The organism is Limnohabitans sp. (assembly GCF_040400975.1).
In the GTDB taxonomy this organism is placed as follows: Bacteria; Pseudomonadota; Gammaproteobacteria; order Burkholderiales; family Burkholderiaceae_C; genus Limnohabitans_A.
Genome location: NZ_JBBAPF010000020.1, coordinates 49,532 through 62,041, shown reverse-complemented (window position 1 = coordinate 62,041; position 12,510 = coordinate 49,532). Strand labels below are relative to the sequence as shown.

Here is a 12,510-nt window from a genome sequence, read left to right as displayed (position 1 = left end):
GCACAGCCAATGGGCCAAGCCCATGTGATCCGGGTGCATGTGGGTCACCAGCACTCGCAAGATGGGCAGGCCTTTCAGCACGGTGTGTTCGATCTGCTCCCAAGCCTGGCGTGTAGCGGGGTTGTCGATGCCACAGTCCACCGCCGTCCAGCCTTCTTGCATCACGCCGGACTGGGTCGGGTGAGGCAGTCGGTCGCGCAGCAGCCAAAGGTTGATGTGGTTCAAAGCGAAGGGCAGACCCATGCGCAGCCAAAACACACCGGGGGCCACTTCAAGGGCCGATCCCAGGTCTGGCAGCTGTTCTTGCAGGGGGTAATGCAAGCCTGAGCGAGGTGGTGCTTGGCTGCCGCCTTTGGCCGCAAAAGGTGGGGCCAGAGAGTCGATGGGCAAGGAGGTCATGGCGGCAGAGGTTTGGGTTAGCATTCGGGCATTGACGTTGACGTTAACGTCAAACATGCATTCCATTCTAGGGGGAGGCTTTTGAACGGCCTGTCCCTCTTGCGCAAGCTCAGAGGACCCACTTCATGGCGAACACTTACACGATCAGCGATTTGGCTCAGGAATTTGACCTGACCACCCGCGCCATCCGGTTTTACGAAGACATGGGGCTGCTTGAGCCTGAGCGCTCCGGCCCGGGGGGGCGCAACCGTGTGTATTCCGCCCGCGACCGCACCCGTCTCAAGCTCACTTTGCGCGCCAAACGCCTGGGTCTGTCGCTCAATGAGGCCAAAGACCTGATCGACATGTACGACAGTCCACGCGATACGGTACCCCAGCTCAAAAAGTTTTTGGTGGTCTTGGCGGAGCACCGGCAACAACTGGAGTCGCAGCTGTCCGACTTGGAGGCGACCTTGGACGAGGTCAAGACCCATGAAAAAGAAACCCGCAACCTCTTGGTCAAAGCCACCAAAAATGGCAAATCGACCTGAGCCTGTCGTTGGATGGCTATGCCTTTTTTGATTGACGTTGACGTAAACGTCAATTACAGTTCGATTTGATTTCAACCACTGGATTCGATGTGACCTCAGCCCTTACTCCCCACGAGCGCGTTGCCCAAAGCTTGGCCCGCCAGGGCATGATGAACCACTTGGGCGTTCGCTTGTTGTCGGCCACGGTCGGGCAGGTCGAACTGGCGGTGCCCTACAGCGACAAAGTGACGCAGCAGCAAGGTGGTTTTCACGGCGGTGCCATTGGCGCACTGGCGGACATCGCCGCCGGTTACGCGGCACTGACCGTGTCGCCAGAAGGCATGGAAGTCACCACCGTGGAATACAAAATCAACTTCCTTTCCAACTTTCAAGGCGGCGAAATTCGCGCCATCGGCCGCGTCACCAAGGCGGGCAAACGCATCATTGTGACCAGCGCCGAAGTGGTGCATATCGATGACAGCGGCAAACGCTCGGACTGCGCCGTGATGCAGTCGACCTTGGTGCCAGTCACAAAAACTTATTGATGTTTGGCGTTCGGCCTTGCATGTGCAGGATTGAGCGACAACACCACAAACACAACACCCCCCAACGGAGACCCCATGAACAACCTGCCCGGCCTGAACTTCCAACTCGGTGAAGACATCGACGCCCTGCGCGACGCCGTGCGCGACTTTGCCCAAGTTGAAATCGCTCCCCGCGCGGCTGAAATTGACCGCAGCGACCAGTTCCCGATGGATCTGTGGCGCAAGATGGGCGACTTGGGCGTGCTGGGCATCACTGTGGGCGAGGAATACGGCGGTGCCAACATGGGCTACCTGGCCCACATGATCGCCATGGAAGAAATTTCCCGCGCTTCGGCCAGTGTGGGCCTGTCATATGGCGCGCACTCCAACCTGTGCGTCAACCAGATCAAGCGCAACGGCAACGAGGCCCAGCGTGCCAAATACTTGCCCAAGTTGATCAGCGGTGAGCATGTGGGCGCTTTGGCCATGTCCGAGCCTGGCGCAGGCTCAGACGTGCTGAGCATGAAGCTCAAGGCCGAGGACAAGGGCGGCTATTACCTGCTCAACGGCTCCAAGATGTGGATCACCAACGGCCCCGATGCCGATACCCTGGTGGTGTACGCGAAGAGCGAGCCCGAGTTGGGCGCGCGCGGTGTGACGGCCTTTTTGATCGAAAAGGGCATGAAGGGTTTCAGCATCGCGCAAAAGCTCGACAAGCTGGGTATGCGCGGCAGCCACACGGGCGAGCTGGTGTTCAACAACGTCGAAGTGCCTGCCGAAAACATTCTGGGCGGCCTGAACAACGGCGCCAAGGTGCTGATGAGCGGCTTGGACTATGAACGTGCTGTGCTCACAGGTGGCCCGCTGGGCATCATGCAGGCCGTCATGGACAACGTGATCCCTTACATCCACGACCGCAAGCAGTTTGGCCAAAGCATTGGTGAGTTCCAGCTGATCCAGGGCAAAGTGGCGGACATGTACACCGTGCTGCAGGCCGGTCGCTCGTTTGCCTACACCGTGGCCAAAAACCTCGACCTGCTGGGTGCCGAGCATGTGCGCCAGGTGCGCAAGGACTGCGCCTCGGTCATCTTGTGGACTGCCGAAAAAGCCACCTGGATGGCCGGCGAGGGTGTGCAGATTTTTGGTGGCAACGGCTACATCAACGAATACCCGCTGGGCCGTTTGTGGCGCGACGCCAAGCTGTACGAAATCGGCGCGGGCACGAGCGAGATTCGCCGCATGCTGATTGGCCGCGAACTGTTTGCCGAAACCTGCTGAGACTCGCTCCATGCAAACACTGCTTGCCAATAACCGCGAATGGGCAGCGCGCATGAAGCGCGAAGACCCCGAATTTTTCACCCGATTGGCCAACCAGCAAACGCCCCGCTTCTTGTGCATTGGCTGCTCCGACAGCCGGGTGCCCGCCAACCAGATCACAGGCCTGGACCCGGGCGAGGTGTTTGTGCACCGCAATGTGGCCAATCTGGTGGTGCACTCCGACCTCAATGCCTTGTCCGTCATTCAGTACGCGGTGGATGTCCTCAAGGTCGAGCAGATCATGGTGGTCGGCCATTACGGCTGTGGCGGTGTGCTGGCCACTTTGCGCGGTTTGCGTGTGGGCCTGGTCGACAACTGGTTGCGGCATGTGCACGACGTGAAAGTGCGGCACCGTCGCCGCCTCGATCACCTGAGCATTCCCGAGCAAGAAGACACCTTGTGCGAGATGAATGTGATCGAACAGGTGGGCAACGTGGCATTGACCAACGTGGTGCAGGACGCCTGGGCACGCGGTCAGAAACTCAGCGTGCACGGTTGGTGTTACGGCATCAAGGACGGCCTGGCCAAAGACCTGGGCGTGAGCATGAGCCATCCTGGGGAGGTGCTGGGCGTGTTTCGAAATGCGCTCAAGCGCTATCCGAGAGGCGGCTGAGCGCCGTGTGCCCATGAGCTTGGCAGAACTTCTGGAGTTGGGCAGTTATGCGGTGACCGTGTTCGGTTTGCCCTATGCCGTCTGGGTGTTCTGGCTGGAGCAGCGCAAGGAGCGCGAAAACGAAGAAGAAGAGGCGTATCAACACCTCTCCGACGCTTACAACGATTTCCTGAAAGTGGTGCTTGATCACGCTGATCTGCAGTTGCGCACCATGCAAGCCCTGCGCGATGCAACGCCGGAGCAGCGCGAACGCATGATGACAATTTTCGACATGCTGATCGCCCTGTTCGAGCGGGCTTATCTGATTGCGTACCGCGAAGAAATGAGCGCCACCGAACAGCGGCGCTGGAACTCCTGGGACGACTATATGCGCGAGTGGTGCAGGCGCGACGATTTCCGTTTGGCCTTGCCCCTCTTGCTGCGCGGCGAAGACCCCGATTTCGTGGCCTACATCCGCCGCATCGCCGTAGAAGAAACCGGTGAACACCTCATCATTGCCGACATCCACGCCTGAAAGGAATCCATATGTCACACGACCCCATCGTCATCGTCAGCGCTGCCCGCACCCCCATGGGCAGCTTCCAGGGCGACTTTTCTGCGCTGGCCGCCCACGACCTAGGCGGTGCCGCCATCAAAGCCGCTGTCGAGCGCGCTGGCATCAGCCCCGAGCTGGTCACCGAAGTGCTGTTTGGCAACTGCCTGATGGCAGGCCAGGGCCAGGCGCCAGCGCGTCAAGCGGGCTTCAAGGGCGGTTTGCCCAAGAGCGCGGGCGCGGTCACTTTGTCCAAGATGTGCGGCTCGGGCATGCGCGCGGCCATGTTCGCGCACGACATGCTGGTGGCCGGCACACACGATGTGTTGGTGGCCGGCGGCATGGAAAGCATGACCAATGCGCCCTACCTCATGCTCAAGGGCCGTGGCGGCTACCGCATGGGCCACGATAAGATTTACGACCACATGATGCTCGACGGCCTGGAAGACGCTTACGAGCCCGGCCGCAGCATGGGCACCTTTGGCGAAGACTGCGCTGCCAAGTACAGCTTCACACGCGCCGAGCAAGACCACTTTGCCACCACCAGCGTGCAGCGCGCCAAGGCCGCCACCGAGTCGGGTGCTTTTGCGGCCGAGATCACGTCCGTGACGGTGAAAGACCGCAGTGGCGAACGTGTGGTGTCCATCGACGAAGGCCCGGGCAAAGTCAAGCTCGACAAAATCACCAGCCTCAAGCCCGCCTTCAAGAAAGACGGCACCATCACCGCCGCCAGCAGCTCGTCCATCAACGATGGCGCGGCTGCCATGGTGTTGATGCGCGAAAGCACTGCGGCCAAGTTGGGTTGCAAGCCGCTGGCCCGCATCGTGAGCCACGCCACCCACGCCCAAGAGCCCGAGTGGTTTGCCACCGCCCCCGTGGGCGCGACCCAAAAGGCGCTGGCCAAAGCGGGCTGGAAAGTCGAAGACGTGGACCTGTGGGAAGTCAACGAAGCCTTTGCCGTGGTGCCCATGGCGCTCATGAAAGAGCTGAACGTGTCGCACGACAAGGTCAATGTGAATGGTGGTGCCTGCGCATTGGGCCACCCCATCGGCGCGTCAGGCGCGCGCATCATGGTCACGCTGATCCACGCGCTGAAGGCCCGTGGCATGAAAAAAGGCCTGGCCACGCTTTGCATTGGCGGCGGCGAAGGCACGGCCGTGGCGCTGGAGTTGGTGTAATTTCACGGTAGGAGCGGTCTCTGGCCGCGATATCGCAAGCCCGTTTTTCGCGGCCAGAGGCCGCTCCTACAAAAACACCTATGAAAACCATCCTCCTCATCGGCGCATCACGCGGCATCGGGTTTGAACTGGCCAGCCAGTACATCGCAGACGGCTGGCGTGTGATCGCGACAGCCCGAAGCGATGAGGGGCTTGAACGCCTGAAGGCCTTGGGCGCGCAGACCCTTCGCCTGGACGTAGCCAACCCGGCCAGCAACTCTAGGCTGTCTTGGCAGCTTAACGGCGAAAAAATCGACCTGGCCATTTACGTGGCGGGTGTGGTGGATCGAGAGGCCACCGCTTCGCCGCCGACACGAGAAAAATTCGACCTCTTGATGCACACCAACGCCATGGGCCCGATGATGGTGTTGCCGCAGATTGCGCCCATGTTGTTGGATAAAAAGGGCGTATTTACCGTCATCAGCAGCCACTTTGGCAGCCTGACACTGACGCAAACCAGCATGGCGGTGCTGTATCGAATGAGCAAGGTGGCATTGAACATGTACATCCGATGCGCGCAGCACGATTTCCCTGAAATTTCTTGCGTGGCCTTGCACCCCGGTTGGGTGCAGACCGACATGGGCGGCGCATCCGCCCCGCTCACGCCCGAACAAAGCGTCAGCAGTATGCGCAAGACGCTCGAACGCATCCGCACACAACCGCGCCCTGAGGACCGTGGCGCATTTTTGAACCATGACGGCAGCACGCTGCCTTGGTGACCCCACAAAGAAAGACCGACATGCTGCTGACCCCCGACCAGGAAATGATCCGCGAAGCCGTGCGCGATTTTGCACAACGTGAACTCTGGCCCCATGCCGCCGAGTGGGACAAGAAACACCACTTTCCCAAAGAAGCGCACAAGGGCCTGGCCGAGCTGGGGGCTTATGGCATTTGTGTGCCCGAGGAGTTGGGCGGCGCAGGTCTGGACTATGTGACGCTGGCGCTGGTGCTCGAAGAAATCGCAGCCGGTGACGGCGGCGTCAGCACCACCATCAGCGTGACCAACTGCCCCGTGAATGCCATCTTGATGATGTACGGCAACGCCGCGCAAAAGGCGCAGTGGCTCACGCCGCTGGCCCAAGGCCAGATGCTGGGTGCGTTTTGCCTGACCGAGCCGCATGTGGGTTCGGACGCCTCGGCCCTGCGCACCACGGCCGTCAAAGACGGCGACGAGTACGTGATCAATGGCGTCAAGCAGTTCATCACCAGCGGCCAGCACGGCGATGTGGCGGTGGTGATTGCCGTGACCGACAAGGGCGCGGGCAAGAAAGGCATGAGCGCCTTTTTGGTGCCCACCAGCGCACCGGGTTATGTGGTGGCGCGCCTCGAAGACAAGCTGGGCCAGCACAGCAGCGACACCGCGCAGATCAACTTTGACAACTGCCGCATTCCTGCCGAAAACCTGATCGGCCAAGAGGGCGAGGGCTACAAGATCGCCCTGTCGTCTTTGGAGGGTGGGCGCATTGGCATTGCCGCGCAAAGCCTTGGCATGGCCCGCAGCGCGCTCGATGTGGCGATTGACTACGCCAAGCAGCGCGAGAGCTTCGGCACGTCCATCTTCAACCACCAGGCTGTGGGCTTTCGTTTGGCCGACTGCGCCACGCAACTCGAAGCGGCGCGCCAGCTGATTTGGCATGCGGCCAGCTTGCGCGACGCGGGCCGCCCTTGCCTGAAAGAAGCGGCCATGGCCAAGCTGTTTGCCAGCGAAGCGGCCGAAAAAATCTGCTCCGCCGCCATCCAGACGCTGGGCGGCTATGGCTATGTGAGCGACTTTCCGGTTGAGCGCATTTACCGCGATGTGCGTGTGTGCCAGATTTACGAAGGCACCAGCGACGTGCAGAAAATCATCATCCAGCGCGCGCTTTGAGCGCCAAAATAGCCCTTTTGAGCCACGGCTCACGTATCATCCCGCCCCATGAACATCATCATCCTGGGCGCTGGCCGTGTGGGCGAAAGCGTCGCTGAAAGCCTGGTTTCCGAGCAAAACGACATCACTGTCATCGACCAGGATCCGGCACGCCTGCGGCTGCTTGAAGAGCGCTTGGACCTGCGCGGTGTCGTGGGCAACGGCATTCAGCCCTCGGTGCTGCGCGAAGCCGGGGCCCAGGACGCCGACATGTTGATCGCCTGCGCGGCGGCCGACGAGTCGAATCTGGTGGTTTGCAAGATCGCCCACGATGTGTTCAACGTGCCCACCACCATTGCCCGTTTGCGCTCGCCCGAGTTCAACGAAGGTGACGCCTTGTTGGGCAAGTCGGGTTTTTCGGTGGACCATGTGATCTGCCCCGAAGAGTCGGTGATGCGCTACATCCAGCAGCTGATCCAGTACCCAGAGGCCTTGCAGGTGCTCGAATTTGCCGAAGGACGTGTGAGCCTGATCGTGGTGCGTGCGGCGGCCGACAGCCTGCTGGTGAATCACACCATTGCCGAGTTCCGTGACCGCTTACCGGATGCCGAGATGCGCGTGGTGGCCCTGTACCGACAGGATGCGCTGGTGGATGCCTCGCCCGAGACGCGCATCCTGCCCGGCGATGAGGTCTTTGTGCTGGCCGACACCCGCAAGATCCCCCTTGTGTTGTCCGGAATCCATAAAACCGACCAACCCGTGCAGCGGCTGATGCTCGCAGGGGGCGGCAAGGTTGGGTTGCGCCTGGCGCGCATTCTGGCGGACCAATACGACGTGAAGCTGATCGAGCGCGACAAAAAGCGCTGTGAATACCTGGCCAGCCAGTTGCCGTCGAGCATGCTCATTCTGAATGGCGACGGCGCTGACGAAGACCTTCTGCAAGAAGAAAACGTGGGTGAGATGGACTTGTTTTTGGCGCTGACCAGCGACGACGAGGACAACATCATGTCGGCCATGTTGGCCAAGCGCATGGGTGCGCGACGTGTCATGGCCCTGATCAACCGACGCGCTTATGCCGACATGATGCAAGGCAGCACGATCGACATCGCGATCTCGCCTGCACAAACCGTGATCGGAGAGCTGCTGGCGCATCTGCGCCGGGGCGATGTGGCGGCGGTGCACAGCCTGCGCCGGGGCGCGGCCGAGGCGCTAGAGGGCATTGCGCGCGGTGACATCAAAACCTCGAAGTTGGTGGGACGGCGTGTCGAGGAAATCAAGCTGCCCCAAGGCGTGAGCATGGGCGCCATTGTGCGTGGCGAGGGCAAAAATTCCGAAGTGCTCATGCCGCACCACGACACGCTGATCGAAGCCAATGACCACATCGTCTTGTTCATTCCCAACAAGCGCGATGTGCGTGCGGTGGAAAAACTCTTTCAGGTCAGTGCGACCTTCTTTGGCTGATGCTCACGTTCCTCTCGCCGGTCTTGGCTTTGATGGCGCGCATTTTGATCGCGTTTTCGGTCACGTTCTTGGTGCCCGGCATCTGGGCTTGGTTTGAAGACCACCGTGATTTGCAGTGGATCTGGCTGGCGGGCTTTGGTTTGACGGCTGTTAGTGGCTTGGTGTTGGCGGCACTCACTCAAAAGCATCGGCGTGAATTGAAGACCAAAGACGGTTTCTTGTTGGTCAACATGGTGTGGCTGGTGTTGCCCGCTTATTCGGCCTTGCCGCTCATGTTTTTGGTGCCCGAGATCACCTGGTTCAAGGCCTATTTTGAAGCCATGAGCGCCTTGACCGCCACCGGGGCCACGGCCTTGTCGGGGCTTGACCATTTGCCAGTGTCGGTCAACATTTGGCGCTGCTTTTTGCAGCTGATTGGTGGCCTGGGCATCATGCTTCTGGTCGTTGCCGTGCTGCCCATGCTCGGGCTGGGTGGCATGCAGCTCTACAAGACAGAAATGCCCGGCCCCATGAAAGACACCAAGTTCACGCCTCGGATTGCAGAGACAGCGCGCGGATTGTGGGGCGTTTACTTTTTGTTCTCGGCCGCTTGCTTGCTGGCTTACCGCTGGGCCGGCATGAGCTGGGCTGACGCCTTCATGCACATGTGCACCACCATGGGCTTGGGTGGTTTTTCATCGTATGACGCCAGTTTTGGGCACTTCAATTCGCCTGCGATCGAGTGGGTCGCCATCGTGTTCATGACCTTGGCCGGTATCAGTTTTGTGCGCTACTTTGTGGTGCTGCGCAGCCGCTCCATCCTGCCCATCAGCAACGACCGCGAGATCCGCACTTACCTGGCTGTCTTGTTGGCCTCCACTTTGTTGGTGATGGCCTTGCTCTTGGCCCATGGTGTTTATGAGGACGGGCTGGAGGCCTTGCGCATCAGTGCTTTCCATGTGGTTTCGTTGGCCACCACCACCGGTTATGCCGCCACAGATTACGCACAATGGCCAGTGTTCGCACCGATTTTGTTGATGTTCTTGGGCTGCTTTGCATCGTGTGCAGGGTCGACGGGCGGCGGCATCAAGATGGTGCGCATGGTTTTGCTGGTCAAGCAAGCGCGACGTGAGCTGGTGCGCATCATCCACCCACGAGTCATCAACCCGGTCACGCTGGGCGGTGCCGTGATCCCCATGTCGGTCATGACGGCGGTGCTGGGTTTCATGCTCATTTATGGCGGTGCCACCATGGGCCTGAGCATGTTGCTCTTGCTCAGTGGCATGGACATCGTGACCGCGTTCTCGGCTGTGATCGCCACCGTCAACAACATCGGCCCCGGCTTGGGCCAAGTCGGCCCCTCGGGCAATTACGGCGGCCTGAACCCCTTCCAGCTCGGTGTTTTGAGCTTTGCCATGCTGCTGGGCCGACTGGAGCTGCTGTCGGTGCTGGTCTTGTTCAGCTCGCACTTCTGGCGTAAATGATGCTGGCACTTTTGCCGTGACAACAAGGAGAGACACATGCCGATCACCAAAGGATTTCAATCCCTCGTCGACGAGGCCATGGCCCAGGTCACCACGCATAGCGTGGCCGAGGTGCAAGCGCGCTTAGCCGACTCAGCCGTGCAAATCGTCGACATCCGTGACCCGCGTGAACTGGAGCGCGAAGGCACTGTGCCCGGCGCTTTGCTCGCGCCCCGGGGCATGCTCGAATTCTGGGTGGACCCGGCCTCGCCCTACTTCAAACCTGTGTTCGCGGACGAGGGCAAGCAGTTCATCCTGTTTTGCGGCGCAGGTTGGCGCAGCGCCCTGGCCACCAAAACCCTGCAAGACATGGGCATGACCAACGTCGCCCACATCGACGGCGGCTTCACAGCCTGGAAAAAAGCCGCGGCACCTATTGTCACCATGGAACAACACAAAGCCGAAAGCGCGGCGCGCAAAGGCGCTTGATGGCGGCACCATGCCCCTGCGGCCGCACCACCCCTAAAGGCCAAGCACTGAGCTTGGACACATGCTGCGGCCCGCACCACGCCAACCAGAACGCCCCCGATGCCGAGCGCCTCATGCGCTCACGCTACAGCGCCTTTGTGTTGGGTGACGTGCCCTATCTGCTGGCCACATGGCACAGCAGCCAGCGCCCGGCCGAATTGAAGCTCGAAACAGGTGGCAAGTGGTTGGGTTTGGAGATCAAGCAGCACCGGGTGACAGGCGCTGACACCGCCGAGGTCGAATTTGTGGCGCGCTTTCGGGTGGGCGGCAAAGCGGTGCGCCAACACGAGCGCAGCCGCTTTGTGCGCGAGGATGGGCGCTGGTTTTATGTGGACGGTGACGAGCTGTGAGGGTGGTTTTGACCCACGCTAGAAGACCGTCCCACGAGACCAGCCCGTATGATCGCCCCCATGAACTTTGAAGCCATTTTGTTTGACTGCGACGGCGTGCTGGTGGACAGCGAAGCCATCACCTGCGGCGTGCTGCGCGACATGTTTGAAGAGCAGGGTTGGCGCATGACGCTGGCCGAGTGCATGCAGCGCTTTGTGGGTCACACCGTCAAAAGCCAGCGCACCACCATCGAAGCCCACACGGGGCAGCCGCTCACCGATGCGTGGCTGGAACAGTTTTATGCCCTCCGCAACGAGCGCTTGACGCAAAACATCACCGCCATTGAAGGCGTGCACGAAGCGGTGGCGCACCTGCACGACCACTGCCAGGGTCGCATCGCCGTGGCTTCGGGGGCAGACCGTTTCAAGGTTGAGATGATGCTCAAGCAAGTGGGGCTGATCGACTTTTTTGCAGGCCGCATTTTCAGTGGGCATGAGATGCCCCGCAGCAAGCCCCATCCCGATGTGTACCTGGCCGCTGCGGCCCATCTGCAGATCGACCCGACGCGCTGCCTGGTGGTGGAAGACACCACCGTGGGCATCACAGCGGGTGTGGCTGCGGGGGCCACGGTGTGGGCCTATGCGGCACCGCCTGCCGAGCATGAGCCTCTGTTGAAAGCCGGCGCGCAGCGGGTCTTCACCGGCATGCACGCGTTGCGTTTGGCCTGAATGGAGCGGGTTGATTTCAGGGGGCCTTGGCCAGCCTGAATTCTTCGGGCGTTTGCCTCGTCCAGCCTTTGAAGGCCCGCATGAAACTCTTCTCGTTCTGAAAGCCCACCTCGGCGGCGATCTGTTTGATGGGGCGCTGCGTGCGCAGCAGCAGGTCGGTGGCCAGGTCGCGGCGCACGGCGTCTTTGAGCTGCTGCAAGCCCGCACCTTCTTCTTTGAGTTGTCGGTGCAGGGTGCGCGGTGACAGGTTGAGCCAGGCCGCCAGGTCGTCGGCGTTGCGGCTGTGCTCGGGGTGTTCGGCCAAGGTTTGGCGCACTTTTTCCACCAGCAGACGGTCGCGCCGGTAAGGCCGCACCGTGAGCAACAGGGCGCGCTGCAGCATGCGCTGCAGAGCAGCCTCGTCACGGCGCACCGGCAGGCTCAGGTAGCCCGCATCGAACTGCAGGCTGTTTGTGGGCGCGTTGAACTGCGTGGGGCCATCAAACAGCACGCGGTAACTGTCGGTATGGGGCGGCGGCGCAAAGCGCAAAGTAGTCTGCAGCAGCGGAATGCGCGAATCCGTCAGCCAGCAGGCCACGCCCAAAGCATTGCGCAGCACCGAGACCACGGCAAATTCCTGCAAAGCGCCCAGCCCGCGTTGCTCGGACAATTGCAGGCTGGCCACGCCCTGCGACTGGCTGACTTGCAGGTGGATGTCGTCGGTCAGCAGGCCGTGGTGGCGGCACCAGCGGGCCAGTGCCACACCCAGAGTGGGGGCGGTCAGTGAGGCGCGCACCAGCATGCCGTAGCTGCCCCAAGGCAGGCGGCGGCTGAACCAGCCCAGGGCCTCATCGTCCAGCTCGCGCATGGCCGCTTCGCTCATCCATTCCATTTGCAGTGCGGTCACGCGCGCATCGGGTTGCGATAACAATTTTGGCGTGATTTGTGCTCTTCGAAGCGCCCCGGCCGGGTCCATTCCGCGGTCGGTGTAGGCATTGACCATCGCTGCAATGAAGGCGATCGGTGTTTCAGATCGGGAGGTCGGGGAAGCCCAGTTCATGTATGACGTATTTTGGCAGAATTTG

15 protein-coding genes are annotated in these 12,510 nt (G+C 61.0%); 13 read left to right on the top strand and 2 right to left on the bottom strand.

Annotated elements, in window-relative coordinates; all coding sequences use genetic code 11:
• Nucleotides 1–456, bottom strand: a 456-nt coding sequence (locus ABWQ00_RS11930; protein WP_502908131.1) for an MBL fold metallo-hydrolase, incomplete at its 3' end; no start/stop codon positions are given.
• 68 nt (nucleotides 457–524) lie between these two features.
• On the opposite strand from ABWQ00_RS11930, the gene ABWQ00_RS11925 reads away from it, so the two are divergent.
• From ABWQ00_RS11925 to ABWQ00_RS11865, 13 genes are all read left to right on the top strand, one after another.
• Complete coding sequence (locus tag ABWQ00_RS11925) at nucleotides 525–929, top strand: MerR family transcriptional regulator (RefSeq protein WP_353238898.1); 405 nt, start codon at nucleotides 525–527, stop codon at nucleotides 927–929.
• A gap of 89 nt (nucleotides 930–1,018) precedes the next feature.
• Nucleotides 1,019–1,453 (top strand): PaaI family thioesterase, encoded by a 435-nt coding sequence (locus ABWQ00_RS11920; protein ID WP_353238897.1) that lies wholly within the window; start codon nucleotides 1,019–1,021, stop codon nucleotides 1,451–1,453.
• A gap of 75 nt (nucleotides 1,454–1,528) precedes the next feature.
• Nucleotides 1,529–2,710, top strand: coding sequence for an isovaleryl-CoA dehydrogenase (locus ABWQ00_RS11915; RefSeq protein WP_353238896.1), 1,182 nt, complete (start codon nucleotides 1,529–1,531; stop codon nucleotides 2,708–2,710).
• Nucleotides 2,711–2,720: 10 nt separating this feature from the next.
• The gene (can, locus tag ABWQ00_RS11910) at nucleotides 2,721–3,362 is read left to right on the top strand and encodes a carbonate dehydratase (protein ID WP_353238895.1); all 642 of its coding nucleotides are present in this window, start codon (nucleotides 2,721–2,723) and stop codon (nucleotides 3,360–3,362) included.
• Entirely contained in the window at nucleotides 3,331–3,876 is a 546-nt protein-coding gene (locus tag ABWQ00_RS11905) for a hypothetical protein (protein ID WP_353238894.1), read from the top strand. Before can ends, ABWQ00_RS11905 begins: the two co-directional genes overlap by 32 nt.
• Before the next feature lie 11 nt (nucleotides 3,877–3,887).
• A complete protein-coding gene (locus ABWQ00_RS11900; RefSeq protein WP_353238893.1) occupies nucleotides 3,888–5,072 on the top strand; it encodes an acetyl-CoA C-acyltransferase in 1,185 nt (394 codons plus the stop codon).
• A gap of 80 nt (nucleotides 5,073–5,152) precedes the next feature.
• Entirely contained in the window at nucleotides 5,153–5,830 is a 678-nt protein-coding gene (locus ABWQ00_RS11895) for an SDR family oxidoreductase (protein WP_353238892.1), read from the top strand.
• A 20-nt stretch (nucleotides 5,831–5,850) separates the two neighbouring features.
• The gene (locus ABWQ00_RS11890) at nucleotides 5,851–6,978 is read left to right on the top strand and encodes an acyl-CoA dehydrogenase family protein (protein ID WP_353238891.1); all 1,128 of its coding nucleotides are present in this window, start codon (nucleotides 5,851–5,853) and stop codon (nucleotides 6,976–6,978) included.
• Nucleotides 6,979–7,026: 48 nt separating this feature from the next.
• Nucleotides 7,027–8,418 carry a Trk system potassium transporter TrkA gene (trkA, locus tag ABWQ00_RS11885; protein WP_353238890.1) on the top strand — a complete coding sequence of 464 codons (1,392 nt, stop codon included), beginning with the start codon at nucleotides 7,027–7,029 and terminating at the stop codon, nucleotides 8,416–8,418.
• The gene (locus ABWQ00_RS11880) at nucleotides 8,418–9,881 is read left to right on the top strand and encodes a TrkH family potassium uptake protein (protein WP_353238889.1); all 1,464 of its coding nucleotides are present in this window, start codon (nucleotides 8,418–8,420) and stop codon (nucleotides 9,879–9,881) included. The genes trkA and ABWQ00_RS11880 overlap by 1 nt, the downstream gene beginning before the upstream one ends.
• Nucleotides 9,882–9,917: 36 nt before the next feature.
• Nucleotides 9,918–10,349: a rhodanese-like domain-containing protein gene (locus tag ABWQ00_RS11875; RefSeq protein WP_353238888.1), complete on the top strand. Its 432-nt coding sequence runs from the start codon at nucleotides 9,918–9,920 to the stop codon at nucleotides 10,347–10,349.
• Nucleotides 10,349–10,738 carry a YchJ family protein gene (locus tag ABWQ00_RS11870; protein ID WP_353238887.1) on the top strand — a complete coding sequence of 130 codons (390 nt, stop codon included), beginning with the start codon at nucleotides 10,349–10,351 and terminating at the stop codon, nucleotides 10,736–10,738. Before ABWQ00_RS11875 ends, ABWQ00_RS11870 begins: the two co-directional genes overlap by 1 nt.
• A gap of 60 nt (nucleotides 10,739–10,798) precedes the next feature.
• Nucleotides 10,799–11,446: an HAD family hydrolase gene (locus tag ABWQ00_RS11865; protein ID WP_353238886.1), complete on the top strand. Its 648-nt coding sequence runs from the start codon at nucleotides 10,799–10,801 to the stop codon at nucleotides 11,444–11,446.
• Between the two features lie 16 nt (nucleotides 11,447–11,462).
• Here ABWQ00_RS11865 and ABWQ00_RS11860 read toward each other — a convergent pair whose 3' ends face one another.
• Nucleotides 11,463–12,485 (bottom strand): AraC family transcriptional regulator, encoded by a 1,023-nt coding sequence (locus ABWQ00_RS11860; RefSeq protein ID WP_353238885.1) that lies wholly within the window; start codon nucleotides 12,483–12,485, stop codon nucleotides 11,463–11,465.
• Nucleotides 12,486–12,510 lie beyond the last annotated feature (25 nt).

What these genes read in the sequence shown, in the direction of transcription:
- ABWQ00_RS11875 (WP_353238888.1), top strand. Translation starts at nt 9,918, where the DNA reads ATGCCGATCACCAAAGGATTTCAATCCCTCGTCGACGAGGCCATGGCC.
- ABWQ00_RS11860 (WP_353238885.1), bottom strand. Translation starts at nt 12,485, where the DNA reads ATGAACTGGGCTTCCCCGACCTCCCGATCTGAAACACCGATCGCCTTC.
- ABWQ00_RS11915 (WP_353238896.1), top strand. Translation starts at nt 1,529, where the DNA reads ATGAACAACCTGCCCGGCCTGAACTTCCAACTCGGTGAAGACATCGAC.
- ABWQ00_RS11895 (WP_353238892.1), top strand. Translation starts at nt 5,153, where the DNA reads ATGAAAACCATCCTCCTCATCGGCGCATCACGCGGCATCGGGTTTGAA.
- ABWQ00_RS11870 (WP_353238887.1), top strand. Translation starts at nt 10,349, where the DNA reads ATGGCGGCACCATGCCCCTGCGGCCGCACCACCCCTAAAGGCCAAGCA.
- can (WP_353238895.1), top strand. Translation starts at nt 2,721, where the DNA reads ATGCAAACACTGCTTGCCAATAACCGCGAATGGGCAGCGCGCATGAAG.
- trkA (WP_353238890.1), top strand. Translation starts at nt 7,027, where the DNA reads ATGAACATCATCATCCTGGGCGCTGGCCGTGTGGGCGAAAGCGTCGCT.
- ABWQ00_RS11925 (WP_353238898.1), top strand. Translation starts at nt 525, where the DNA reads ATGGCGAACACTTACACGATCAGCGATTTGGCTCAGGAATTTGACCTG.
- ABWQ00_RS11905 (WP_353238894.1), top strand. Translation starts at nt 3,331, where the DNA reads ATGCGCTCAAGCGCTATCCGAGAGGCGGCTGAGCGCCGTGTGCCCATG.
- ABWQ00_RS11890 (WP_353238891.1), top strand. Translation starts at nt 5,851, where the DNA reads ATGCTGCTGACCCCCGACCAGGAAATGATCCGCGAAGCCGTGCGCGAT.
- ABWQ00_RS11880 (WP_353238889.1), top strand. Translation starts at nt 8,418, where the DNA reads ATGCTCACGTTCCTCTCGCCGGTCTTGGCTTTGATGGCGCGCATTTTG.
- ABWQ00_RS11900 (WP_353238893.1), top strand. Translation starts at nt 3,888, where the DNA reads ATGTCACACGACCCCATCGTCATCGTCAGCGCTGCCCGCACCCCCATG.
- ABWQ00_RS11865 (WP_353238886.1), top strand. Translation starts at nt 10,799, where the DNA reads ATGAACTTTGAAGCCATTTTGTTTGACTGCGACGGCGTGCTGGTGGAC.